Annotated in this window: 21 protein-coding genes; 17 read left to right on the plus strand and 4 right to left on the minus strand. The window is 65.2% G+C overall.

All coding sequences use genetic code 11. The annotated features are described in order from the left end of the window. The first annotated feature begins 19 nt into the window (after positions 1-19). Entirely contained in the window at positions 20-3,658 is a 3,639-nt protein-coding gene (locus ACUDP5_RS09110) for a YhdP family protein (protein WP_445658593.1), read from the plus strand. Between the two features lie 105 nt (positions 3,659-3,763). After that, entirely contained in the window at positions 3,764-4,111 is a 348-nt protein-coding gene (locus ACUDP5_RS09115; RefSeq protein ID WP_445658594.1) for a hypothetical protein, read from the plus strand. Positions 4,112-4,269: 158 nt separating this feature from the next. Here ACUDP5_RS09115 and rho read toward each other — a convergent pair whose 3' ends face one another. Further along, on the minus strand, positions 4,270-5,529 hold the full coding sequence (gene rho / locus ACUDP5_RS09120; RefSeq protein WP_006218533.1) for a transcription termination factor Rho: 1,260 nt from the start codon (positions 5,527-5,529) through the stop codon (positions 4,270-4,272). Between the two features lie 117 nt (positions 5,530-5,646). After that, the gene (gene trxA / locus ACUDP5_RS09125) at positions 5,647-5,973 is read right to left on the minus strand and encodes a thioredoxin TrxA (protein WP_025135179.1); all 327 of its coding nucleotides are present in this window, start codon (positions 5,971-5,973) and stop codon (positions 5,647-5,649) included. Positions 5,974-6,301: 328 nt separating this feature from the next. On the opposite strand from trxA, the gene ACUDP5_RS09130 reads away from it, so the two are divergent. The 5 genes from ACUDP5_RS09130 to ACUDP5_RS09150 all read left to right on the plus strand — a co-directional run bounded on the left by ACUDP5_RS09130 (position 6,302) and on the right by ACUDP5_RS09150 (position 13,322). Beyond that, positions 6,302-8,263, plus strand: a complete 1,962-nt coding sequence (locus ACUDP5_RS09130) for a DNA topoisomerase IV subunit B (RefSeq protein WP_445658595.1) — start codon at positions 6,302-6,304, stop codon at positions 8,261-8,263. Then, on the plus strand, positions 8,263-8,859 hold the full coding sequence (locus ACUDP5_RS09135) for a YcxB family protein (protein ID WP_445658596.1): 597 nt from the start codon (positions 8,263-8,265) through the stop codon (positions 8,857-8,859). Before ACUDP5_RS09130 ends, ACUDP5_RS09135 begins: the two co-directional genes overlap by 1 nt. A 35-nt stretch (positions 8,860-8,894) precedes the next feature. Then, positions 8,895-11,216 (plus strand): DNA topoisomerase IV subunit A, encoded by a 2,322-nt coding sequence (parC, locus tag ACUDP5_RS09140; protein WP_445658597.1) that lies wholly within the window; start codon positions 8,895-8,897, stop codon positions 11,214-11,216. Positions 11,217-11,415: 199 nt separating this feature from the next. Then, positions 11,416-12,048, plus strand: coding sequence for a TetR/AcrR family transcriptional regulator (locus tag ACUDP5_RS09145; RefSeq protein WP_445658598.1), 633 nt, complete (start codon positions 11,416-11,418; stop codon positions 12,046-12,048). After that, positions 12,045-13,322: a DUF418 domain-containing protein gene (locus tag ACUDP5_RS09150; protein WP_445658599.1), complete on the plus strand. Its 1,278-nt coding sequence runs from the start codon at positions 12,045-12,047 to the stop codon at positions 13,320-13,322. The genes ACUDP5_RS09145 and ACUDP5_RS09150 overlap by 4 nt, the downstream gene beginning before the upstream one ends. A gap of 59 nt (positions 13,323-13,381) precedes the next feature. On the opposite strand, the gene ACUDP5_RS09155 is transcribed toward ACUDP5_RS09150, so the two are convergent. Together ACUDP5_RS09155 and ACUDP5_RS09160 are read right to left on the minus strand one after the other, a co-directional pair. Next, a complete protein-coding gene (locus ACUDP5_RS09155) occupies positions 13,382-14,722 on the minus strand; it encodes an aspartate aminotransferase family protein (protein WP_445658600.1) in 1,341 nt (446 codons plus the stop codon). 38 nt (positions 14,723-14,760) lie between these two features. Further along, positions 14,761-15,651, minus strand: coding sequence for a MurR/RpiR family transcriptional regulator (locus ACUDP5_RS09160; RefSeq protein ID WP_445659141.1), 891 nt, complete (start codon positions 15,649-15,651; stop codon positions 14,761-14,763). A gap of 310 nt (positions 15,652-15,961) precedes the next feature. Here ACUDP5_RS09160 and ACUDP5_RS09165 point away from each other — a divergent pair, with 310 nt between their 5' ends. The 10 genes from ACUDP5_RS09165 (at position 15,962) to ACUDP5_RS09210 (ending at position 25,427) form a co-directional block, all read left to right on the plus strand. After that, positions 15,962-16,510: a MarR family winged helix-turn-helix transcriptional regulator gene (locus tag ACUDP5_RS09165; RefSeq protein ID WP_175218601.1), complete on the plus strand. Its 549-nt coding sequence runs from the start codon at positions 15,962-15,964 to the stop codon at positions 16,508-16,510. Further along, on the plus strand, positions 16,507-17,067 hold the full coding sequence (gene ectA, locus ACUDP5_RS09170) for a diaminobutyrate acetyltransferase (protein WP_263913711.1): 561 nt from the start codon (positions 16,507-16,509) through the stop codon (positions 17,065-17,067). Before ACUDP5_RS09165 ends, ectA begins: the two co-directional genes overlap by 4 nt. Positions 17,068-17,191: 124 nt before the next feature. Continuing rightward, positions 17,192-18,499 (plus strand): diaminobutyrate--2-oxoglutarate transaminase, encoded by a 1,308-nt coding sequence (gene ectB, locus ACUDP5_RS09175; protein ID WP_263913712.1) that lies wholly within the window; start codon positions 17,192-17,194, stop codon positions 18,497-18,499. Beyond that, positions 18,496-18,900: an ectoine synthase gene (locus ACUDP5_RS09180; RefSeq protein ID WP_025135189.1), complete on the plus strand. Its 405-nt coding sequence runs from the start codon at positions 18,496-18,498 to the stop codon at positions 18,898-18,900. Before ectB ends, ACUDP5_RS09180 begins: the two co-directional genes overlap by 4 nt. Before the next feature lie 15 nt (positions 18,901-18,915). Then, positions 18,916-19,839, plus strand: a complete 924-nt coding sequence (thpD, locus tag ACUDP5_RS09185; protein ID WP_445658601.1) for an ectoine hydroxylase — start codon at positions 18,916-18,918, stop codon at positions 19,837-19,839. Positions 19,840-19,971: 132 nt separating this feature from the next. Beyond that, complete coding sequence (locus ACUDP5_RS09190; protein ID WP_263913714.1) at positions 19,972-20,844, plus strand: MOSC domain-containing protein; 873 nt, start codon at positions 19,972-19,974, stop codon at positions 20,842-20,844. Between the two features lie 307 nt (positions 20,845-21,151). Continuing rightward, positions 21,152-21,520: an aspartate 1-decarboxylase gene (panD, locus tag ACUDP5_RS09195; protein ID WP_025135192.1), complete on the plus strand. Its 369-nt coding sequence runs from the start codon at positions 21,152-21,154 to the stop codon at positions 21,518-21,520. Positions 21,521-21,575: 55 nt separating this feature from the next. Further along, positions 21,576-22,622, plus strand: coding sequence for a CDP-6-deoxy-delta-3,4-glucoseen reductase (locus ACUDP5_RS09200; protein ID WP_445658602.1), 1,047 nt, complete (start codon positions 21,576-21,578; stop codon positions 22,620-22,622). 203 nt (positions 22,623-22,825) lie between these two features. Further along, the gene (locus tag ACUDP5_RS09205; protein ID WP_263913717.1) at positions 22,826-24,082 is read left to right on the plus strand and encodes a D-amino acid dehydrogenase; all 1,257 of its coding nucleotides are present in this window, start codon (positions 22,826-22,828) and stop codon (positions 24,080-24,082) included. A 4-nt stretch (positions 24,083-24,086) separates the two neighbouring features. Next, positions 24,087-25,427: an extracellular solute-binding protein gene (locus ACUDP5_RS09210; RefSeq protein WP_263913718.1), complete on the plus strand. Its 1,341-nt coding sequence runs from the start codon at positions 24,087-24,089 to the stop codon at positions 25,425-25,427. Positions 25,428-25,471 lie beyond the last annotated feature (44 nt).

Here is a 25,471-nt window from a genome sequence, read left to right on the forward strand (position 1 = left end):
TTCTCCTGCCCACCGATCCGTGTCTGTTTCAAAAAAAGTGCTCTGCTGCCTGTTCTGGGCGGCGCTGACTATCTATAGCGTCGTGGCCGTCGGGCTCTTGGGCGTGCGCTATTGGGTCTTGCCGCGCGTGGACCAGTGGCGTCCCCAGATCGAAGCCTACGCCAGCCAGGCGTTGGGCGCACGCGTCTCGATCGGCGACATCAAGGCGGAATGGCAGGGGCTCAATCCCCGGCTGGAACTGGCTGACGTCCAGGTCTATGACGGCGTTGAGGCGCCGGTGCTGACGCTGCCCTCGGTATCCGCCGTGCTCGCCTGGCGCAGCATCCTGACCCTGTCGCCCAAGCTGGTGCGCCTGCGCGTCGAGCAGCCCGAACTGACCTTGCGCCGCGATACCGACAACCATCTATGGGTGGCGGGCCAAAGCATCGACCTGAACGCCAGCGATCACCGATCTGATCTGGATCATCCCGCGCTGCGTTGGCTGACCGCGCAGCGTGAATTGCGCATCCGTGGCGCCACCATCCGCTGGCAGGATGAAATGCGCCAGGCGCCCGACCTGGTACTGAGCAATGTCGATTTCCTGGTGCGCAACGGCAGCCTGTCGCATCGTTTCGTGCTGCGCGCCGATGCCGATCCGGCGCTGGGCCGCAAACTGGACCTGCGCGGCGAATTCAATCGCAGCCTGTTCGCGGGCGATGCGTCCAATCCGGCCAACTGGAGCGGTGAACTCTACGCGGCCCTCGATGACGCCGAGCCGCAGGCCTGGGCGCCTTGGGCGCCGCCGCCTCCCGTCAAGGGACGCATCAGCGGCCGGGCCTGGCTGCAGCTGGATCATGGCAAGTTCACCACCCTGACGGCCGACGTGGCAGGACGCGGCGTCGGCTGGACGGCGGCTGCCGACGGGCCGGCGGTCCGCAGCGGCTATGCCCAGCTTCGCATCGAGGGCACGCCGGGCGACTTCATTGACACTGACGGCCTGCCGCTGGCGCGCAGTTCCGGCGCGGCGAATCTGTCGGTCAAAGGGCGCGTCGAACAGTTGCGCGTGGCGCTGCCGGGCGTATTCGAACAGCCCGAGCTGGTGGCCGACGAACTGGCATTGGACGCCCAGACCAAAGGCGTCGATGCCAGGAACTGGTTCGTGGACGTCGGCCAGCTGCGGATCGCCAACAGCGACCTGGACGTCCGCCTGCAAGGCCAATGGCGCAAAGAGGGCAAGACCGGGGCGGGCAGCGTCGATATGCGCGGCACGCTGGTGCGGGGCAAGATGAACGCCATCCACCGCTACCTGCCGCTCGAGGTCAATGCGGACGCGCGCGAGTGGCTGGCCACCGGCTTGCCCGCCGGCCAGATGGAATCGGCCGCCATCACCCTCAAGGGGGACCTGGACGAGTTTCCCTTTGGGGCGCCGGGTTCGACCGGCGAATTCGTCATCGCCGGCGCCTATACCGGTGCCAAGGTCGATTACGCGCCGGCGCGCAGCCACCGCAAGGGCTGGCCGATGCTCGAAAACCTCTCTGGCAGCTTCCGGGTCGACAAGGTGGGCCTGGTGCTCGACAGCCCCGGCGGTGCGGTGGCGCATACCGGTCCGGACCAGACGGTGACCCTGGGCGCAGTGACCGCCAGCATTCCCGACATGGAGCACAACGCCCTGCTGACGGTCGATGGCGACACGACCGGCCCGGTGCCCGCCTACCTGGCGCTGGCGGAGAACTCGCCGCTGGGCGGCCTGCTCGACGGAGCGTTGGACGAAGCCCGGGGCACCGGCAACTGGCGCATGCCGCTGAAGTTGAAGGTGCCGTTGATGAACACCGACGACACGCAGGTCGAGGGCAAGATCCAGTTCGCCGACAACACGTTCACCTTCATGCCCGAAATGCCCTTGCTCAGCCAGATGCACGGCGACCTGGACTTCTCGGAAAAAGGGGTGCATACCAAGGAAATCCGCGCGCAGTTCCTGGGCGGTCCGGTCAAGATCGCTGGCAGCCTGTCGCAGCCCAAGGACGTCCTGCGCTTTGATGGCGTGCTGGCGGGATCGGGCCTGACCCAGATCAGCAATACGCCGTCGATGGCGCTTTTTTCGGGCAAGGCGGCCTACAAGGGGGCGGTCGGCTATCAGCGAGGCGGTTCGGTCGAATTGTCGATGGAAACCGATCTGGTCGGCATGGCAATCAACATGCCCGCGCCGGTGGGCAAGCCGGCAGCCACTGCGCAAACACTCAAGCTGCAGTGGGGCGCTGCACAGGATCGCGGCGCCAAGGGCCGGCGCTGGCTGACCGCCAGCCTGGGCGAGAACATCAACGCGCTGTTCGAACGTGATCCGACGGATGCCGCGCCCTCGTATTTTGCCCGCGGCACCCTGGGCATCGGCCGACCCGCCAGCCTGCCCGAACGCGGCCTGAGCCTGAGCGCCAGCCTGCCCGAACTGGACATGGATGCCTGGGAGGCCGTGTCCGACGGTTTCAGTCCACCCCCGGTCAAGGGGCGCCCGGCAGCCCGCCCGCTGCTGCCGCAGCCCGAGCGGGTCAGCCTGGCCACGGGCGTCCTGCGCACCAGCGGCTACACCCTGAACGACCTGACCCTGTACGCCACCCGCCCGGCGCCAGCGCAGTGGCGCGTGGATATCGAATCGCGCCAGGCGGCCGGTTCGCTGTCGTGGCGCGAGGCTTCGGGCGCCATCGCGGGCCAGATCACGGCCCGGCTGAAACACCTGGCGCTGGGCGGCGCGGACGACACCAACGAGGCCGACAAGGCCTTGTCGTCGGGTAGCGACCTGTCCGATATTCCCGCCATCGACCTGCAAGCCAAGGAATTCAAGCTGTATGGCAAGAACCTGGGCGAATTGCAGGTGCTGGGCACCAATCTGGAACGGGGCCGCCAATGGCGCCTGGACAAACTGTCGATCACCAACGACGCCGCCACACTGAATGCCACCGGCGCCTGGCGCCTCGAAGGCCCGGACCGCGGGCTGACGGTGGACGCGACCGCCAAGTTCGAGAACGTGGGGGCCTTCATGGACCGCATCGGCTTCGAACGCGTGGTGTCAGGCGGCACGGGCAGCGTCAAAGGCAAAGCGACCTGGCGCAATCTGCCCTGGACCCACAACATTGCCGACATCGTCGGCGACGCCGAGATCAGCCTGGACAAGGGCCGCTTCATGCACGTGAACTCGCGCACGGCCCGCTTGCTCGAGTTGCTGTCGCTGCAATCCTTGCAGCGCCTGGCCCGGCTGGACGTCAACCCCACCAACTTGCTGCGCGATGGCTTTCCGTTCGATACCGTGCGCGGTCAGGTCAAGATGGCCGACGGCTCGCTGACCACCGAGGGCTACAAACTCAATGGTCCGGTCGCCGCCATCGTGCTGGCCGGCGGCGTCAATATCGTGCAGGAGCGCTGGAACCTGAAGGCGGTGGTCATTCCCAACCTGGACGCCAGTGGCGCGGCCATGGTGACGGCGCTGGCCGTCAACCCATTGATTGGCCTGGGGGCGTTCGTGACGCAATGGTTGCTCAAGCAGCCGCTGGCCCGCGCCATGACCCTGGAATACGCCGTCACGGGTAGCTGGGACGATCCGCAGATCGATCCCATCGACGCCTCGGGCAAGCCGGCGCCCAAGCAGACGCCCAAGCCACGCAGCCTGGAAGAGTTCATCGAACACTGATCTGGGCGGCCCGCGCCAGGCCTGACATTGCGATACAGACCGTACAGACAGCAACGTGGCCCTGCCTATAAGCTGCGTCAGTCCCAATACTGATGGAGCTGACAGATGCCCAAGTCCCGGATCCGCGTGGTAACGGCGGTCGCATTGATGAGCGTTTCCGCCTGGGCCCAGGCCCAGAGCCTGGTGCTGCCCACCATTGCCGAGGCCACGGATGCCATTGTCGACATGCTGGAAGGCACCGGCTTGTCGCGCCCGTCCAAGGTCAAGCTGGGCACCTGCGTGGCTGCCGAAGAAGCCACCCACCCGGGGCAGGTGGCGTGCACGGTGGCGGTGACGATGGGGGCGGTGGTCAACGAGAACCAGATGGACTTCTACAAGCAGGGCAAGAAGTGGAAGGCCCAGCCGAGTTCCTCCCAGGACAAGTTGCCATTCCCTGATCCCAAGGTGCAGTGAACACCGGGCACGAATGCGGGCACCGCCGCAGGCCTGCCGATCGCTGGCTCAAAGACTGACCAAAACGCCGCCCCATAAAGCATTTGGCGAGGACCGCCCTGGGGCTGTCCTCGCCAAATCAATGCCAATCGCGTAAGGGTGGCTTACGTCTGGGCAGCTTACTTCTTCTTCATCATGTCGAAGAATTCGGCATTGGTCTTGGTGGCGCGCATCTTGTCCAGGATGAATTCCATGGATTGGACTTCGTCCATGTCGTGGATGAACTTGCGCAGTACCCAGACCTTTTGCAGCAGGTCCGGCGCGATCAGCAGTTCTTCGCGGCGAGTGCCCGACTTGTTCAGGTTGATCGACGGGTAGACGCGCTTTTCAGCCAGACGACGTTCAAGGTGGACTTCGGAGTTGCCCGTGCCCTTGAATTCTTCGTAGATGACTTCGTCCATGCGGCTGCCGGTTTCGATCAGCGCGGTGCCCAGGATGGTCAGCGAACCGCCTTCCTCGAGGTTGCGCGCCGCACCGAAGAAGCGCTTGGGGCGCTGCAGGGCATTGGCGTCCACGCCGCCGGTCAGCACCTTGCCGGAAGCCGGTACGACGGTGTTGTAGGCGCGGGCCAGGCGGGTGATCGAGTCCAGCAGGATCACCACGTCTTTCTTCATTTCGACCAGGCGCTTGGCCTTTTCGATGACCATTTCCGCAACCTGCACGTGGCGGGTGGCGGGTTCATCGAAGGTCGAGGCCACCACTTCGCCGCGCACGGTGCGCTGCATTTCGGTCACTTCTTCCGGGCGCTCGTCCACCAGCAGGACGATCATGACGGCGTCGGGGTAGTTGGTGGTGATGGCGTGCGCAATGTGCTGCATCATCACCGTCTTGCCCGACTTGGGGCTGGCGACGATCAGGCCGCGCTGGCCCATGCCGATGGGGGCGAAGACGTCGAGGATGCGGCCCGTGAGGTTTTCTTCGCTCTTGATGTCGCGTTCCAGACGCATGGTCCGGTTCGGGTGCAGCGGCGTCAGGTTCTCGAACATGATGCGATGCTTGATCGCCTCGGGCGCCACGCCATTGACCTTGTCCACCTTGACCAGCGCAAAGTAACGCTCGCCATCCTTGGGCGTGCGCACTTCACCTTCGATCGAGTCGCCGGTGTGCAGGTTGAAACGGCGAATCTGGGAGGGCGAGATGTAGATGTCGTCCGTGCTGGCCAGATACGAGGTCTCGGGCGAGCGCAGGAAACCGAAGCCGTCGGGCAGGACTTCAAGCACGCCGTCGCCAAAGATCTGCTCGCCCTGCTTGGCGCGCCGTTTCATGATGGCGAACATCAGCTCCTGCTTGCGCAGGCGGTTGGCGTTCTCGATTTCCAGGCCAGCGGCCATTTCCAGCAGCTGCGAGACATGCAGCGCCTTCAGTTCGTTGAGGTGCATCGCGGTGAGTGGTGGGGGAAAAGTAAAGGAGGGTTCTGGCGGCGCGCCACGGACGGGCTCGCGCGGTATTGAATGAGCGCCGCCACCAGGGCGGCGCCTTCGTTCACAGCACGCAGTTTACAACGCGCCGTCCAGGAATGCGGTGAGTTGCGACTTCGACAGCGCGCCAACCTTGGTGGCGGCAGCCTGGCCGTCTTTAAAGAGCATAAGGGTGGGAATGCCGCGGATGCCGTACTTGGAGGCAGTGCCCTGGTTTTCGTCCACGTTCAGCTTCGCGATCGTCAGGCGACCTGCGTACTCGGTGGCGACTTCTTCCAGGATCGGGGCAATCATCTTGCAGGGGCCACACCAGGCAGCCCAGTAGTCCACCAGCACCGGCTGGCCGGATTTCAACACATCGGCATCGAAGCTCGCGTCACTGACGTTCTTGATTTGGTCGCTCATGATGGTGATTCTCGGTTCGGCAGCAAAAGGCGCGAAAAAAAGGGACGCGCCTTGCCGTTGTTCTTGTTTGTGGAATGGATTAAAGCATACCACTGTCAATAACGACAGTCATACCACTGTTTATAACAACAGGGTTTGCCGCTTTTGTGTAGGATGTTGCGGCGCAGTTGTCGTGATCGGGTTGGTTGAACCCGGCTACGCTCGCTGTGTCTATCGTCATCCTACCGAATTCGGAGCTGGTCAGGTCGTGCGCATTCCACCCGGAGCCGCGCAGAATCTGGGCTTATCCGTAAAATGTCGGTTTTTTTCCACAGATGTTGGGGATAACTTGGCCACTCCACGTTACAACGAGGCGTCCATCCGCGTCCTGAAGGGGCTGGAGCCCGTGCGCCAGCGCCCGGGCATGTACACCCGCACCGAAAACCCCCTGCACGTCGTGCAGGAGGTCATTGATAACGCCGCAGACGAAGCCCTGGCGGGCTACGGCAAACAGATACAGGTCACGCTGCACATCGATGGCAGCGTTTCCGTCGAAGATGACGGCCGCGGCATTCCCGTCGGCCTGCACCCCGAAGAACACGCGCCCGTGGTGGAGCTGGTGTTCACCCGCCTGCACGCAGGCGGCAAGTTCGACAAGGCCGGCGGCGGCGCCTATGCGTTTTCGGGCGGCCTGCACGGCGTCGGCGTATCCGTCACCAATGCCCTGGCTACCCGCCTTGAAGTCGTGGTCTGGCGCGACGGGGCGGTCAACCGCCTGGTCTTCAAGGGGGGCGACGTCGCCGAACCCCTGGCGCCCTATGACCAGGGCGGCCGCAAGAAGTCGGGCACCCGCGTGCGGGTCTGGCCTGACGCGAAGTATTTCGACAGCCCCAATATTCCGCTGGGCGAGCTGACCCACCTGTTGCGCAGCAAGGCCGTGCTGCTGCCGGGCGTGAAGGTGCTGCTGGTCAATGAAAAGACCGGCGACACCAAGACCTGGCAGTACCAGGACGGCCTGCGCGGCTACCTGGCCGAGGCGCTGTCCGGCGCCGAACTGATGGTGCCGTTCTTCGAAGGCGAGCAATACGCCGGCGCCGACCACGAGAACTTCGCCGAAGGCGAGGGCGCCCAGTGGGTCGTGGCCTGGACCGAAGACGGCAACGCCGTGCGCGAGTCCTACGTCAACCTGATTCCCACGCCGGCCGGCGGCACGCACGAATCCGGCCTGCGAGAAGGCCTGTTTGGTGCGGTCAAGGGCTTTGCCGAACTGCACAGCCTGCTGCCCAAGGGCGTGAAGCTGCTGCCCGAAGACGTGTTCGCCCGCGCCAGCTTCGTGCTGTCGGCCAAGGTGCTTGACCCGCAATTCCAGGGCCAGATCAAAGAACGCCTGAACAGCCGCGACGCGGTTCGCCTGGTGGGCGGCTTTTCCAAGAGCGCGCTCGATCTCTGGCTGCACAGCAATGTGGAATACGGCAAGAAGCTGGCTGAATTGGCCATTCGCCAGGCGCAGGCGCGCCAGCGTTCGGCGCAGAAGGTCGAAAAGCGCAAGAGTTCCGGGGTGGCCGTGCTGCCGGGCAAGCTGACCGACTGTGAATCCAGCGACGCCACCCGGACCGAAGTTTTCCTGGTCGAGGGTGATTCGGCCGGTGGGTCGGCCAAGATGGGTCGCGACAAGGAATTCCAGGCCATCCTGCCGCTGCGCGGCAAGGTGCTCAATTCCTGGGAAGTCGACCGCGACCGCCTGTTCGCCAACAACGAAATCCACGACATTTCCGTCGCCATCGGCGTGGACCCCCACGGGCCCAACGACACGCCGGACCTGTCCGGCCTGCGCTATGGCCGCATCTGCATCCTGTCTGACGCCGACGTCGACGGCTCGCACATCCAGGTGCTGCTCCTGACGCTGTTCTACAAGCACTTCCCCAAGCTGGTCGAAGCCGGCAATGTGTTCGTGGCCAAGCCGCCGCTGTTCCGCCTGGATGTTCCGGCGCAGGGCAAGCGTCCGGCGCGCAAGATCTACTGCCTGGACGAAGGCGAGCTCGAAGCCGCGCAGGACAAGCTGCGCAAGGAAGGCTCGCGCGAAGGCGCCTGGACGGTCAGCCGCTTCAAGGGCCTGGGCGAAATGAACCCCGAACAGCTGTGGGAAACCACCATGAACCCGGACACGCGCCGGCTGCTGCCCGTGGGTTATGGCGACCAGACCCCCGAAGACACCACCCGCATGTTCGACATGCTGATGGGCAAGGGTGAATCGTCGCAGCGCCGCGCCTGGATCGAAGAAAAGGGCAACCTGGCGGAGCTCGACATCTGATGGCGTTGCCGCCCGCGTCCATGGCGGTCGACCTCACGGCCGACGACTACGCCGATTTCTCGGCGTATGTCTACAAGCGGCCGGAGTTGCGCCGTCGTCGCTACCGATCGCACCTGCGCTTTGCGGTGCTGATGATCGTGGTGCTGTTCGCGTACCTGGTCTGGCAGACCTGGGGTGGCAATGGGCCCAACTGGGGCCTGATGCTGCCCTTGTACTTCGAGGGCCTGGCCGTGGGCCTGGGCATTCTGGTGTTGCTGGCGCTGGCCTACGAGTTCGTGCTGCCGGGGCTGGTGCGCATGAACACGCGACGCATGCTGGCCAAGCAGCCCGACGGCCTGTTCCTGGGGCGCCATCAACTGGTCTTCGGGCCGGCAGGCATCGACGACACCGTTGCCGGCGCGTCCGGGCAGCTCCCCTGGGGCGATGTGCGGCGGGTCGAGGAAACGCCGCAGCACCTCTACGTCATCCTGGGCACCCTGCAGGGCGTGATCATCCCCAAGCGCGGGCAAGACGCCGCGACGCTGGACGCCGTGCGCGCCCAATTGCGCGAGCACGTGGCCGATATCCAGCTGCTGGACGCCGCGCGTTCCCAATGACGCCGTTTCAATGAATTTGTCTACCTGAAACCATCATGACCGACAGCAATCAACACGGTTTGTTCGACGCCGCACCCGAAGAGGGCGGCGATGCCGCCATCACCCTGGCGCGCTATGCCGAACAGGCTTATCTGGACTACGCAGTATCCGTGGTGCGGGGCCGGGCCCTGCCGGACGTGGGCGACGGGCAAAAGCCCGTGCAGCGCCGCATCCTGTACGCAATGCAGGCCATGGGCCTGGCCGCGGGGGCCAAGCCGGTGAAATCCGCGCGCGTCGTGGGCGATGTGCTGGGCAAATATCACCCCCACGGCGACCAGGCGGCCTACGACGCCATGGTGCGGATGGCGCAGGATTTTTCCCTGCGCTACCCGCTGATCGACGGCCAGGGCAACTTCGGCTCGCGCGACGGCGACAACGCCGCGGCGATGCGCTACACCGAAGCGCGCCTGACGCCCATCGCCAAGCTGCTGCTGGACGAACTGGACGAAGGCACGGTCGATTTCGTGCCCAACTACGACGGCAGCCAGCAAGAGCCCCAGATGCTGCCGGCGCGCCTGCCCGTCATGCTGCTCAATGGCGCATCGGGCATCGCGGTCGGCATGGCTACCGAGATTCCGCCGCACAACCTGCGCGAGGTCGCGCAGGCCTGCGTGGCGTTGATCAAGCACCCGCAACTGCCGGACGCCGAACTCTACGGCATGATTCCCGGCCCTGATTTCGCCGGGGGCGGGCAGATCATCACCCCCGCTGCCGACATTGCGCAGATCTACGCGGGCGGCCGCGGTTCGCTGAAAGTGCGGGCCCGCTGGACGTTCGAGGAAATGGCGCGCGGCCAGTGGCAGTTGGTGGTCACCGAACTGCCGCCGGGCACCTCGGGCCAGAAGGTGCTCGAGGAAATCGAGGAAATCACCAACCCCAAGGTCAAGAGCGGCAAGAAGAGCCTGACGCCCGAGCAGACCCAGGCCAAGGCCGTGATGCTGAACCTGCTGGACGCCGTGCGCGACGAATCCGGCAAGGATGCCGCGGTGCGCCTGGTGTTCGAACCCAAGACCTCGCGCGTCGATCGCGACGAATTCGTCAACACCCTGCTGGCCCAGACCAGCATGGAAAGCAGCGCCTCGATCAACCTGGTCTGCATCGGCACCGATGGCCGTCCACGCCAGAAGGGCTTGCGCGATGTCCTGGTCGAATGGCTGGCATTCCGCACCCACACCGTCGTGCGCCGCACCCGCTTCCGCCTGGACAAGGTCATCGACCGCATCCACGTGCTGGAAGGCCGCATGGTGGTCTACCTGAACGTCGAAGAGGTCATCCAGACCATTCGCGAATCCGACGAGCCGCGCGCGGCCCTGATGGAACGCTTCAAGCTGTCCGAGCGTCAGGCCGAAGACATCCTGGAAATGCGCCTGCGTCAGCTGGCGCGCCTGGAAGGCTTCAAGATCGAGAAAGAGCTTGAAGAAAAGCGCAAGGACCAGCTTGCGCTGCAAGAGCTGCTGGACAACCCCAACAGCCTCAAGCGCCTGCTGATCAAGGAAATCGAGGCCGACGCCAAGCAGTATGGCGATGACCGCCGCACCCTGATCGAAACCGCCGAACGCGCCGTGCTCGAAACCAAGGTGCTGGACGAGCCGGTGACCGTGGTGGTGTCGCAAAAGGGCTGGCTGCGTGCCCGCCAAGGCCACGGCCACGACAAGTCGCAATTCGCCTTCAAGCAGGGCGACGACATGTATGGCGCTTTCGAATGCCGCACCACCGACACGCTGATCGCGATGGGCGACAACGGCCGGGTCTATTCGGTGCCGGTGGCCAGCCTGCCGTCGGCGCGCGGCGACGGCCAGCCGGTCACCACCATGATCGACCTGGAAAGCGGTTCGCGCATCGTGCACACCATCGCGGCGGCGCCTGACAGCCGCTGGCTGCTGGCCACGCGCGGCGGCTATGGCTTCTCGGCCAAGCTGTCGGACATGATCAGCCGTCAGCGCGCCGGCAAGCAGTTCATCACGCTGGAAGCGGGCGATGAACTGCTGCACCCCGTGCCGTTGTTCGACGGCGCCAAGCAGCTGGCCCTGCTGTCGCAGAAGGGCAAGTTCCTGGTGTTCGGGCTGGACGAGGTCAAGGCGCTGTCCGGCGGCGGCCGCGGCACCATCCTGATGGGCCTGGATGGCGCGGACAAGCTCGACCAGACCGTGCCGATCGGTGCGCTCGGCCTGCGCGCCGCGGGCATCTATCGCAACAAGCACACCGAAGACATCCTGGTCGGCGACGCGTTGGCAATCTATGTCGGCAAGCGCGCACGCAAGGGCCGGGCGCTGGATGTGCGGCCCAAGCAACCGTTGCTGTCGCCCGTGCTGGGCTGATTGCGGCGGGATGCGCGGCATCCATGAAGGCGGCCCCTGAGGGGGCCGCTTTTTTCATTGGCGTGGCTAGGGCCTTGCGCGGGCTTCCTGGCCATCGGCACGGCTGGCTTGACCCGGGGCGGGGTGGCGGTATTTAATAGATAGATCAATCAGTCTATTAATAAAGCATCACCCTTCACGGACGTCACCGCGCCATATCATGCGAAAAATAGATCCTGCCAGGCAGAACGAGCGCCGCCGCCAGATACTGGCCGCCGCGGCAGACTGCTTCGCCGAAAACGGTTTCCACGCTACGTCCACCGCGCAGATCTGTGCGCGCGCAGGCATGAGCCCGGGCAACCTGTTCCATTACTACGCCAGCAAGGCCGAGATCATCGAAGCCCTGATCGCGTCGGATACCGAGACGCTGCGCGAACGCCAGCAGGGCGTGGACGCCGAGCCCGACGCACGCTTGGCGCTGACCCGCTGGGTGGGCGACAACCTGGCGCAGTACCAGGATCCCGGCTTCGTGCGGCTGGGAATGGAAGTGCTGGCCGAGGCGGTGCGCAATCCCCGGGTCCACGCCCTGGTCATGGCCAACGAAGCCGAACGCAAGGCGGCGTTGACGGCGTTGCTGGCGGCCGTGTGGTGCCCGCTGCCGCCCGCCGCGCTGCCGCGGCCGGTCGCGGAAATGGCTGACATGCTGCTGTTGCTGCTTGACGGGGTCTACAGCCGGTCGGTGGTGGATCCGCAGTTCGATGCCGCCGCGGGCGGTCGGCTGCTCGATGCCGCGCTGCAAGGGTGCCTGCCGCCGTCACCGGTGGTCAAAGGCAAGGCGGGAGAGGGCGCATGAGCACGCCTGTGCAAGCGGCGCCGCATCAAGCGCCCGAAGCGGGACCGCCGGGGCAGCAGGGCGCCGCGCCCCAACGGCTGGCGCACGTGGATGCACTGCGCGGCTTCGCGCTGTTCGGCATCCTGGTGGTCAATATCGGCGTGTTCGCCTCGCCCTTCTACGCCAGCGGGATCCCCCATCCCGAATTTTCCCGGGTGCAGGACCACGTGGTCGGCTGGCTGATTGCGTGGCTGTTCGAGACCAAGTTCTACCTGCTGTTTTCGTTCCTGTTCGGCTACAGCTTCACGTTGCAGATGGCCGCGGCCGAACGCAGCGGGGCCGCGTTCGCGCCGCGTTTTTCCCGACGGCTGCTGGGGCTGGCGGCGCTGGGCCTGGCGCATGCCGTGCTGTTCTACCAGGGCGACATCCTCCTGACCTATGCGCTGCTGGGCCTGATATTGATGGCCTGCCGCGGCATGGCGCCCAGCCGGGCGTTGCGGCGGGCGCTATGGCTTATCGGGCTGGTCTCGCTGGCCTGGGCGGCGCTGGGCGCCTTGAGCCTGCTGGATGCGGCCGGCACCGAAGCGTACAGCCGCGCGGCGGCCAAGGTGTCGGCCGCCGACGCCCAGGCCGCGATCGAAGCCTATCGCGGTTCGGTCATGACGACGATCTCTCGGCATTGGCTCGAGTTGACGACGACCCTCTGGGCCGCCATCGTGCTGGTGCAGGGGCCGTTCGTGTTTGCCATGTTCCTGGTGGGCTACGCCCTGGGGCGCCGGCAGGCATTGGCCAACCCCTGGCGCGAGCCGCGCGTGCTGTGGCTGTTGTGCGCGCTGGGCGTTTTGCCAGGACTGGCGGGGTCCGCCATCTACGCCACCACCACCCTGCACGCGACGCCCCGGGTATGGGAAACGTTGGGCCTGGCCACGGACCTGCTCACCGCACCGTTGCTCAGCATGTCGTACGCCGCGGCCCTGCTGCTGGCGATGCGCACGCGTCCCGGCGCCTGCCTGGCCCGCTGGCTGGCGCCGGCCGGCCGCATGGCCTTGACCAATTACCTGATGCAATCGGTGGTGTGCGCGTGGCTGTTCACGGCCTGGGGATGGCGGCTGTCCGGCAGCGTGTCGCCGGGCATGACCTTGCTGATCGCCACCGCGCTGTTCGCGGCGCAGTTGCCATTGTCGGCATGGTGGCTGCGCCGCCATGCCTACGGTCCGGTTGAGTGGTTCCTGCGCGCCCTGACCATCGGAGCGTGGCCGGCCTGGCGCCGCGTGCCTTCGGAGCGGGGCGGCTAGGCGGGCCGCTCGCGGTCAGGTGATTGGCCGATTCGGGGCGGCCCCCTCCCGGCGCCGCCTCAACGCCCGGCGTCGGCGATGGCCGCGTCGATCGCACCGGCCAGCCGCTCGGTCAACTGATCCAGTTCGTCGTCCGAGATGATGAAGGGCGGGGCCAGCAGCACGTGGTCGCCCTGGCGGCCGTCGATGGTGCCGCCCATGGGGTAGACCATCAGGCCGCGCGCCATGGCTTCGCGCTTGATGCGCGCGTGCAGCGACAGGGCCGGGTCGAAGGTCTCTTTGCTGGCGCGGTCGCGCACCAGCTCCACGCCCATGAACAGGCCGCGCCCGCGGATATCGCCCACGTGCGGATGGTCGCCCAGCGCCTGTTGCAGGCGTTGGCGCAGGCCCTCGCCTTGCGTGCGTACTCGCGCCAGCAGGTTGTCGCGTCGGATCACCTGCTGCACCGCCAGCGACGCTGCGCAGGCCGTCGCGTGGCCCAGGTAGGTATGGCCGTGCTGGAAGAAGCCGCTGCCTTGCTGGATGGCCTGTACGATGCGTTCCTGTGCCATGACCGCGCCGATCGGCTGGTAGCCGCCGCCCAGGCCCTTGGCGATGGTGATCAGGTCGGGCGTCACGCCTTCCTGTTCGACGGCATACAAGGTGCCGGTGCGGCCCATGCCGCACATGACTTCATCGGCGATGAACAGCACGCCGTGGCGGTCGCAGACGTCGCGGATGCGGCGGAAGTAGCCGGGCACGGCTGTCACCGCGCCCGATGTGGCGCCCACCACCGGTTCGGCCACGAAGGCCATCACGGTGTCCGGGCCCAGCCGTTCAAAAGCCTGGTCCAGCTCTTGCGCCAGGCGGTCGGCGTACTGGTCGTCGGTTTCACCGGCGCGCTGGTCGCGGTAGGCGTAGCAGGGCGACACGTGTTCGACATCGATCAACAGCGGCGCGAACTGGGCGCGGCGCCAGGCGTTGCCGCCCACCGCCAAGGCCCCCAGCGTGTTGCCGTGATAGCTCTGGCGCCGGGCCACGATGTGGCGGCGCTGCGGCTGGCCGATTTCCACGAAGTACTGGCGCGCCATCTTCAGCGCGGCCTCGATGGCTTCCGAGCCGCCCGACACGAAGTACGCGTGCGAAGTGCCGGCGGGCGCGTCGTCAACCAGCATGCCGGCCAGTTCCTCGGCGACCTCGGTGGTGAAGAAACTGGTGTGGGCGTAGGCCAGCGCATCGATCTGCGCATGCATTGCCGCCTGCACGTCGGGATGGTTGTGCCCCAGGCAGGAGACCGCCGCGCCGCCCGATCCGTCCAGGTAGGCGCGGCCTTCCTGGTCGTAGAGCCAGACGCCCTGGCCGCGCACGGCGACGGGCGGCGTGCTGCGCAGGGAACGGTGTAGAACGCGGGTGCGGGTCATGGCTGGGGTCTCCGGTAGCGGGGAAGCGGGGGCAAAGTTCAGGGGGCGACGCCGCGTTTGCGCGTCGGTTCGCGCCAATAGGCGCCGTCGGCCTGCAGGCGGGTTTCGATGTCGGCCAGGCGCTGCAGCACGGCGTCGCCGCCGCGGGCTGCCAGGCGCGCAATCAGGTGTTCGGCCAGGCCCAGCAGGCCCGCGGTGCTGTGAAAGAAAGAGCCGGGTCCGCGTTGGGCCGATGCATCGGGGGGCGCTTGCGCCGCCGCCGGATCATCGGGCCGGGTAAAGCGCAGCACGTGGTCGGCGGCCTGGGCCACCGGACCTGCCGCGCTGTCGGTCAGCGCCAATACCGTCACGCCGCGCGCGGCGATCTGGCGGGTGAGTCGCACGGTGGCCGCCGGGTAGGGCGCTTGCGAAATCACCACCAGCGCATCGCCTTCCTGCAGGCAGTCGGCGTCTTCGGCAGACGCGCCGCCCAAGCCGTCGATCAGGATGCCATTGCGGCGCAGCAGGTGGTAGGCGTAGCGCATCTGGAAGGCGATGCCGAACGCGGAACGCGTACCCAGAAAGCCCACTTGGCGTGCACCCAGCAACGCCGTGACGGCCGCATCGAACGCGGCCTCGTCATTGGCCTGCCAGACCGAGGCCATGGCCTCGGTCTGCAGCTGCGTCAGGGTGTCATGGCCGCGGCCGCCGCCTTGGCCCGCGTGCGAAGCCTGCAAGCGCGCCGCGCGGTCACGCAAGCTGGCATCGGACTCGCCGGCCAGGGCTCGTTGGAACGGGGCGCGAAAGGCTTCGTAGCTCTCGTGCCCGGCGGCGCGGGCCAACCGCAGCATCGTGGCCGGCGACACGCCCACGGCCTGGGCTTGGCGTCGCATCGACCACAGTCCGACCTGGGCCGGATTGGCCAGTACCCAACGCGCCGCACGCTGCATTTCGGCGGGCAGGGTTGCGCTGATCTCGCGCAGATGGTCCAGCAGGGCGGTTGTCACGATGGCGTCGGTGCACAGAACGAAATAAAACAAATGCTACATCTATATGGAAGTAAAAAACAGATGTTTTATTTGCGAATCGTACGACAACTCCGACAAACCGTAACGTCGCTGTCCCCCTGGGAATGCCCTTGGGGACATGCCGGCAAATAGCGCGAAAATGATTACAAAATGGCCGGTGATGGGGTTTGACACAGGGATAGGTCACCCATATCATTCGTATAGAAATCAATTTAGCTGAACTAATTCAGTCATGAATAAACAGACCGTAACCGACCCCTCGCAGCAGTACGACCTGCGCATCTTGCGGGCGCTGCGCCGAATCACGCGATCCATCGCGTTGCATTCGCGCCAGTTGTCTGCGGTGAGCCACATCACGGCGCCGCAGCTGATGTGCCTGCGCACGGTCATCGCGAATGGCCCGCTGACGGCCACCGCGATCAGCCGCGAAATCCATGTCAGCCCCAGCACGGTCGTCGGCATTCTCGACCGCCTGGAAGACAAGGGCCTGATCCGCCGCGAGCGCGGCCGCGAAGACCGCCGCATCGTCTTCGTGACCGCCACCGACGCCGGCCGCGAGCTCGCGCAGCAGGCGCCGTCGCCGCTGCAAAAGCACCTGGCCGACGCGTTGAACGCCTTGCCCGAGCTGGAGCAGGCCACCATCACGTTGTCGCTCGAGCGCATCGTGGCGCTGATGGAAGAAGAAAGCGGAGTCGCAACGGATACCCATGGCGACGTGTCGTCGCCCATCCTCGAGGTGCCCACCGGCGGGGCGCCTCCCGAATCGGGACTGGTTGTATGAGAACAAACGAACTGATCGACCCCATCAACTCAAGTGCCGTGGCGCCGGCGGCGGGCAGCGAAACGCATCTCCTGCGTGAGCCCCGCCGCAAAGACGGCGCCGCGATCCACCAGCTTATCTCCGAGTGCCCGCCACTCGATGTGAATTCCCTATACGCGTACCTGCTCCTGTGCGAGCACAACCGCGGCACCTGCGTCCTGGCCGAAAGCGCCGGAGGACGCATCGATGGATTTATCTCCGCTTACGTGCTTGTCGACAGGCCTGACGTGTTGTTCGTCTGGCAGGTCGCCGTGCACACCCGCGCACGCGGCCAACGGTTAGGCCGCGCCATGCTTCGGGAGCTCTTGCGACGCAAGGGGCTCGAGCATGTTCGTCATCTTGAAACCACGGTGGCGCCTGACAACCAGGCATCGCGCCGCACTTTCGCCGGCTTGGCCGGCGAGCTGGGCGCCCACGTTTCCGAGCAGCCGTTCTTCGATCGGCAACTGTTCGGCGGCGCGGACCACGACGACGAGATGTTGTTGAGGATAGGCCCCTTCTCATTGCCCGCGCCGTAAGGCGGGAACGCAGCGGGTCCTATCGAAAACCGGGATGGCTGTTCTGATCCGGATGCGCCTGGCGCGCATGCGGAGGGGCTCTGGCCGTCTGTCAACTTATGAGATGAAAGGGAGGATTAATCACATGGACTTGAAAATCTTTGACCGGATGGAGTCGGAAGTACGGGGCTACATCCGTTCGTTTCCCGTGATCTTCAGCCAGGCCAGGGGCTCGACGCTGGTCGACGAGGACGGTGGCGAATACATCGACTTCTTCAGCGGCGCCGGCACCTTGAATTACGGCCACAACAATCCGGTGCTGAAGGAAAAGCTGCTCGAATACGTGCAGTCCGATGGCGTGGTGCACGGCCTGGACATGGCCACCAGCGCCAAGAAGAAATTCCTCGAGACCGTTGACCGCGTGCTGCTCAAGCCGCGCAACTGGCAGTACACCCTGCAATTCACCGGCCCCACCGGCACCAATGCGGTCGAGGCGGCGCTGAAGATCGCGCGCCAGGTGAAAGGGCGGCCCAATGTGATTTCCTTCACGCACGGCTTTCACGGCGTCAGCGGCGGTTCGCTGGCGGTGACAGCCAACATGAAGTTCCGCGATGCGTCCGGCTATCCATTGGCCAACACCACTTTCATGCCCTACGACGGCTACTTCGGGCCGGACGTGGACACCATGGCCTACCTGGAGCGCATGCTGGAAGATCCCAGCAGCGGCATGGACAAGCCCGCCGCCGTCATCGTGGAAACGGTGCAGGGCGAGGGCGGCGTCAACGTGGCGACGCTGCGCTGGCTGAAAGAACTGGACAAGCTGTGCAAGCGCCACGACATGCTGCTGATCGTGGACGACATCCAGGTGGGCTGCGGCCGCACCGGCACGTTCTTCAGCTTCGAGGCCGCCGGCATCCGCCCCGACATCATCACGCTGTCCAAGTCGCTATCGGGCTTTGGCCTGCCGATGTCCCTGGTGCTGATGAAGCCCGAACTCGACATCTGGAAGCCGGGCGCGCACAGCGGCACGTTCCGCGGCAACAACCTGGCCTTCGTCACCGCCACGCAGGCCCTGGAAACCTATTGGGCCAACACCGCCTTCACGGCCGACATCCAGCGCAAGGAGCGCCTGGTGCGCGACTGGCTGGAAAACCTGGTCCACAGCTATCCCAACGCCGGCCTGTCGGTGCGTGGCCGCGGCCTGATCCAGGGCCTGGTGTGCAACAGCACCCCCGCGCTGGCCAACCGTATCGCCGCCAACGCGTTCAAGCGCGGCGTGGTCATCGAAACGTCGGGCGCACACGATGAGGTCCTGAAGCTGCTGCCCGCCTTGACCATCGAGGAAGAGCTGCTCACCAAGGGCCTGGATGTGATCGAGGCCAGCGTGGCCGACGCGCTGGCTGAAGAAGGGCAGTCCGCCCGCATTCTCAAATTTGGAGGAAAACGTCAATGATCGTACGTAATGTCAAAGATGTGATCGGAACCGCCGATGAAGTCCGCACCGATACCTGGGTCAGCCGCCGTGTGCTGCTGAAAAAGGACGGCATGGGATTTTCCTTCCACGAGACCACCATCTTCCCGGGCGGCCGCACCCATATCCACTACAAGAATCACCTGGAAGCGGTGTGGTGCATCGAAGGCGATGGCTCGATCGAGACCATTGCCGACGGCAAGAAATACGACCTGGGGCCGGGCGTGGTCTATGCGCTTAACGAGCATGACGAGCACTGGCTGTGCGGCGGCAAGGAGCCGCTGCGGGTCATCTGCGTCTTCAACCCGCCGCTGACGGGCCAGGAAGTGCACGACAAAGAGGGCGTCTACGCCTTGCCTGAAGCCCACGCGAAAGCGGCCTGATACAAGGAGGTTCGCATGATCTCACCTGCACAGGATCCGTACGCCTCCCGTACGGATCGCAGTTCCGCCATCATTTCCCGCCAGGACCCCGTGGTCTACGGCGACGGCCGCTATGCCAACGCCCTGAGCGGCGAGCAGATCGGCGCTTACGAGCGCGACGGCTTCCTGCTGCTCGAAGACCTGTTCTCGGAAGCTGAGGTGCGCGCACTGTCGGCCGAGGTCGAGCGCATGACGCGCGACCCGTCGATCGTCCGTCGCGAAGAATCGATCACCGAGCCCGGCAGCAATGCGGTGCGTTCCATCTTCATGGTGCACGTGCTGAACCCCGTGCTGGCACGCCTGGTGCGTGATCCGCGACTGGTCAACGTGGCCCGCCAGATCCTGGGGTCCGAAGTCTATATTCACCAGTCCCGCGCCAACATGAAGCCTGGCTTCAAGGGCAAGGAGTTCTACTGGCATTCGGATTTCGAGACCTGGCACGTGGAAGACGGCATGCCGTCGATGCGTGCGCTGAGCTGCTCGGTGCTGCTGACCGAGAACAACGACTGCAACGGGCCGCTGATGCTGGTGCCCGGGTCGCACCGCCAGTTCATTTCCTGCGTTGGCGAAACGCCCAATGAGCATTACAAGCAATCGCTCAAGAAGCAGGAATATGGCGTGCCGGACCCGGTCAGCCTGCAATTGCTGGTCGAGCAGGGCGGTATCCGCTCCATGACCGCCAAGGCCGGTTCGGTGGTGTTTTTCGACTGCAACACCATGCACGGCTCGAACAGCAACATTTCGCCGTGGCCCCGGTCGAACGTGTTCATGGTCTACAACAGCATGGAAAACACGCTGGAGCCGCCCAAGTACGGCCTGACCCCGCGCCCCGAGCACATCGCCACGCGCAAGGCGTTCAAGGCGGTGACGCCCTTGGATGCCCTGAAACTGGTTGGTTGAGGGCCCCCACGCCGCGCGCTTTGCGCTTGCTGCCCCCCGCGGGGGCTTCATTCTTTCAGCCCAGGTCCGCCTGGGCTTTTTTTCGTCCATCCGCTATGCTTTGCCGCTCTTTTCCACGACCGCATTCCTGCCATGTCCGCCCGCATCCTCAGCCTGCATATCTATCCGATCAAATCCTGTGCCGGTATCGATCTGGCCGAGTCGCCGGTGGACCGCGCCGGGCTGGCGCATGACCGCCGCTGGATGGTGATCGGCGCCGACGGCCAGTTCATGACGCAGCGTCAATGGCCTGCCATGGCGTTGATCCGCACCGCGCTCACGGCCGATTCGCTGCGTCTGTCGGCGCCCGGCATGGCGGACCTGGAGGTGCCGTTGGATGGTTCCGGCCTGCAGGCCGGCGTGGAATCGGTGGGCGTCTGGAAGGACTTCATCGACGCACGTCGCGAAGGCGAGGCAGCGGCCGAATGGTGTTCGGCATTCCTCAAGACGCCATGCCGCCTGTACAAGGTGGACGAGGCCGCGGCCCGCCCGGCCAAGGCCGAATGGGTGGACAGGTGGACCGACGGCCACCCGGACCTGGCCGATACCTTTGGCGGCGATCATTTCTTCGGTTTCGCCGACGGGTTCCCGCTACTGGTGGCCAACCAGGCATCGCTGGACGACCTGAATGCCCGATTGCAGGCCAAGGGCGTGTCGCCGGTGTCGATGGACCGTTTCCGGCCGAATATCGTCGTGCAAGGGGAGTGGGAGGCCTTCGAGGAAGACCACACCGCCATGATCACCGCCGGGCCGGTCAGCATGGCGTTCGTCAAGCCGTGCACCCGCTGCTCGATTCCCGATATCGATCAGCGCACCGCCGTGCAGTACGACGAACCCGGCCGCACGTTGGCGGGTTACCGCAACCTGGATATCGGGGTGGTGTTCGGCCAGAATGCCATCGTCGATGCGCCCGCGGGCGCCCGCCTGAAAGTGGGCGACGGGGTCGAGATCGAACTGGATTTCTGACATCGCGCCGGGCCTGGCCCGATCGGTTCAGCCCGGTTTTTCCGGGGCCCAGTGCACGCCGGGCGATGGACGTTTTCGGGCCATGACGATGGCCAATGCTGCCATTTTGGATGGCAAATGCCGCCAAGTGGCTTTGGGCGCGGCCAGCAGGGCGTTCCATCGCGGCAAAAATTATAGAATACGGGCTTCCGACGGCAGAAACCGGGTGCCGCGCGGTTCTTGGCCGGCGGAACTACCTGCCCGCAGGCATATTCGCATTCATTGCATCACTTCGCGCGCCGGTACGCGAAACCAGGATATTTCTATCATGCAACGCATCATGCTGCGGGCAAAGCTGCACCGCGTCACGGTCACCGAAGCCGACCTTCACTACGAAGGCTCTTGCGGCATCGACGAAGACCTGCTGGACGCTGCCGGCATGCGCGAGTTCGAACGCATCGAGCTCTACAACATCAACAACGGCGAACGCTTCGACACCTACATCATCAAGGCGGCCCGCGGCAGCGGCGTCATCTCGTTGAACGGCGCCGCCGCGCGCCGTGCCCAGGTCGGCGATCTGATGATCATCTGCACCTACGGGCCGATGTCGGAAGAGCAATCGGCCACCCACAAGCCGCAGGTCGTGCTGGTGGACGACGCCAACCGCGTCAAGGAAATTCGCAAGTTCCCGGCCTGAGGCCGGGCCGGGCGGAGCGCCAGGCGGCGCTCCGTCAACCCAGATACGTTTCATCATGAGCTTCCAGGTCATCATTCAACCCAGCAAGCATCAATTCCCGGTCGAGCCCGGCCAGACCGTGCTCGACGGCGCCCTGGCCGCGGGCATCGTGCTGCCCTATAGCTGCCGCAACGGCGCCTGCTCCACCTGCAAGGGCAAAGTGGTGTCCGGGGAGTTCGACGCCGGTCAATATCCCGCGCAGATCCTGTCGCCCGAGGAACTGGCCGACGGCTACACGCTGTTCTGTCAGGCACGGCCTGCCTCCGACCTGGTGGTCGAATCCACCGAGGTTCGCCTGGCCAGCGACATCCAGATCCGCAAGCTGCCGTCTCGCGTGCAGACCATGGAACGCGCTGCGCCCGACGTCACCGTGCTCAAGCTGCAATTGCCCGCATCCGAGCAGTTCCGCTATTACGCCGGCCAGTATATCGAAGTGATCCTTAAGGATGGCCGCCGCCGCAGCTATTCGATGGCCAGCGCGCCGCATGCCGGCAGCCCGCTGGAACTGCACATCCGCCACATGCCGGGCGGCTTGTTCACCGACCACGTGTTCGGTGCTGGCGACACGCAGATGAAAGAGCGCGAAATCCTGCGCCTCGAGGGCCCGTTCGGCTCGTTCTTCCTGCGCGAAGACAGCGACAAGCCCATCATCCTGTTGGCCAGCGGCACGGGCTTTGCGCCCGTCAAGGCCATCGTCGAACACATGATCCACAAGAACATCCGCCGCCCCGTCTCGCTGTATTGGGGCGGTCGCCGCCCGCGCGACCTGTACATGGATGCGCTGGCGCAATCGTGGACCGAGGCGCTGCCGGACTTCCGCTACGTGCCGGTGGTGTCCAATGCACTGCAGGAAGACAATTGGACGGGCCGTGACGGCTTTGTCCACGAAGCTGTCCTGCACGACATTGCCGATCTGTCGGGGTACCAGGTGTATGCCTGCGGTGCGCCGCCCATGGTCGACGCCGCCCGGCGCGAATTCAGCGCCCAGCGCGGCCTGCCGCCCGAGGAGTTCTACGCGGACGCCTTCACGTCCGAGGCCGACCTGGCCAAAGCCGCGCCCTGATCCATTCCAGGCGTGCGCAATCAAAAGGGGCGAACTGACGGCCGGTTTCAGGCTGAAGGATTCTGCCCCTTTTTTTGATGTTTTCAGCCGTAGGCGAGGGCGGGGCGTCGGGGTAAACTGCGATGTCACCTTGGCAGCGGCTTGCCGCGGGGCGCGGACATCGTGTCCGCGGATCCAGTGGGTACGCAAGGAGCAATGCGGGCATGAAAGTAGCGGTATTGGGTAGCGGCATCATCGGAATTTCCAGCGCCTGGTGGCTTAGCCAGGCAGGCCACGACGTCGTGGTCATCGACCGCTGCACCGGACCCGCCCAGGAAACCAGCCTTGCCAACGGCGCCCAGATATCGGTGTCCTACGCCGAACCCTGGGCCAATCCGCAGGCGCCCCTGAAATTGCTCAAATGGATGTTCCAGGACGACGCCCCGCTGTTGTTCCGCCCCCAACTGGATTGGCGGCAATGGATGTGGGGCCTGGCCTTTCTGCGTGAATGCCTGCCGGGGCGGCTGGCGCCGAACATCCGTGCCATGGTTCGCATGGCCGAATACAGCCGTGCCACGTTGCGCACCATGCGCGCCGAGCTTGGCATCGAATACGACCACCTCGAGCGCGGCATCCTCAATTTCTACCGTGATCCCCACGAATTCGAAAACTCGCAACGGGCCGCAGGCCTGATGCGCGATTTCGGCGTCGAGCGCCGCGTGGTGTCCACCGATGAGGTCATTGCGATCGAACCGGCCCTGGCACCCCATCGCAATACCATCGTCGGGGGGGATTTCACCCCCGAAGACGAAAGCGGCGACGTGCATCTGTTCACGGTCGCACTGGCCGAGCGCTGCGCGCGAGCCGGCGTCGAATTCCGCTACAGCACCCGCGTCACGCGTCTGATCACCCAAGGCGGCACGGTGCAGGGTGTCGAACTGATCGAGCCCGACGGCCGCTACGGCACCCTTGTTGCCGACGCCTACGTGGTGGCCATGGGCAGTTTCAGCCCGTCGCTGGTGCGTCCGCTGGGCATTCCTTGCAACGTCTACCCGGCCAAGGGCTACTCGGCGACCTTCCCGGTCTTGAAGCCCGATGGCGCGCCGACGGTCAGTCTCACCGACAGCAGCCACAAAGTGGTGTTCTCGCGCCTGGGCGATCGCCTGCGCATGGCGGGCACCGCCGAACTGTCCGGCTATTCCCGCGGCCTGAACACCGGCCGCTGCGAGGCCATGACGCGGCTGGCCCGCGAACTCTTTCCCGACGCGCTCGACTTCGAACGCGTCAGTTATTGGTCGGGCTTGCGCCCGTCCACCCCCTCGAACGTGCCTATCGTCGGCCGCAGCCGTATCCCCAATTTGTATATCAATACTGGACACGGTACTCTCGGTTGGACGATGGGCGTTGGCTCGGGCCGGGCTCTGGCAGACCTGCTCAGCGGACGTCGTCCAGAACCGGAATTCCCTTTTCTTGGTCTATGAACCTATGAAGAAATTGCAATTGGCGGGCGTTGCCCGCGCGATGTTCGCCAGCCGGCGGGCATGGGTGTTTGGCGCCGCCATGGCGGTAGCGGGCGCGGCCAATGCCGCACCCGTCGAGATCCAGGTCTGGCACACGCTGCCCGACGCCAACAAGGCCGAATTCGAAAAGCTGGCCAAGCAGTACAACAAAGAGCAGGACCAGGTCAAAGTGACCCTGCGCGGCTTTGCCTCGCAAGCTGCCCTGCAACAGGAAGCTACCGCGGCGGTCAAGGCCAAGAAGGCCCCGAACCTGGTGCAACTGAACGACAACCATTCGCCGGAAGTCGTGGCCGAGCACAAGGCCATCCTGCCGATGTATGAACTGCTGGCCAAGTACCCCGTCAAGGACCTGAACTGGTTCGTGCCGGCCACCAGCAGCTTCATCCGCGACGGCAAGGGCCGCCTGCTGGCCTTCCCCTGGATGGCCGAAGTGCCGGTGATGTTCTACAACACCGCCGCCTACAAGAAGGCCGGCCTCGATCCCAACAAGCCCGCGCGCACCTGGACCGCCCTGCAAGGCGAACTGCTCAAGCTGCGCGATGTGGCGGACCTGGATTGTCCCTACGCCTCCAGCGACCAGGTATCGATCCACCTGGAAAACCTGGCGCCTGTGAACAACCAGCAGTTCACCAGCAACAACAACGGCCTGGATGCGATCACCAAGAAGAGCGCGGCGCCTGCCATGCAATTCGACACGCTCTACATGCGCCACATCTCGCTGATGGTCAGCTGGAAGCGTTCGCTGCTGTTCATGGCCCACACGGCCGACAGCAGCGCCGACAAGCTCTTTGCCAAGGGCGAATGCGCGGTCCTGACCGGCAATTCGGGCTCGTTTGGCCAGTTCCTGACCACCAAGGGCCTGTCGTTCGGCGTGGCGCCGCTGCCTTACTACGACCAGGCCACCCAGACCGGCGGCCAGCCGTTCGTGAGCGGTTCGGCGCTGTGGGCGCTTGAAGGCCGTCCGCAAGCCGAAGAAAAGGCCACCGCGCAGTTCCTGGCCTGGCTGTCCAAGCCCGTCATCGCGGCGGAATGGCACCAGCGCACCGGCTATCTGCCGCTGACCGAAGCCGCGTTCCGCGCGTCCGACGTGTCGTTCTACAAGAGCATCCCGGGCGCCCAAGCCGTGGTGGCTTCGATGAGCACGCGTCCGGCCGCCAACAGCCGCGGTTTCCGCATGGCCAACTATGACCGCATCGAACCCGTGTTCAACCAGCAGCTCAACGACGCGCTGGAAGGCAAGACCCCACCGGTCTCGGCCCTGAACAACGCCGCCAACCAGGCCCGCAGCATCGCGACGCAGCGTTAAACGCCACGCCTGCAAGGCCAGGAAGCCCGGTTTTCGAACCGGGC

This window comes from Achromobacter sp. NCFB-sbj8-Ac1-l (genome assembly GCF_052695805.1).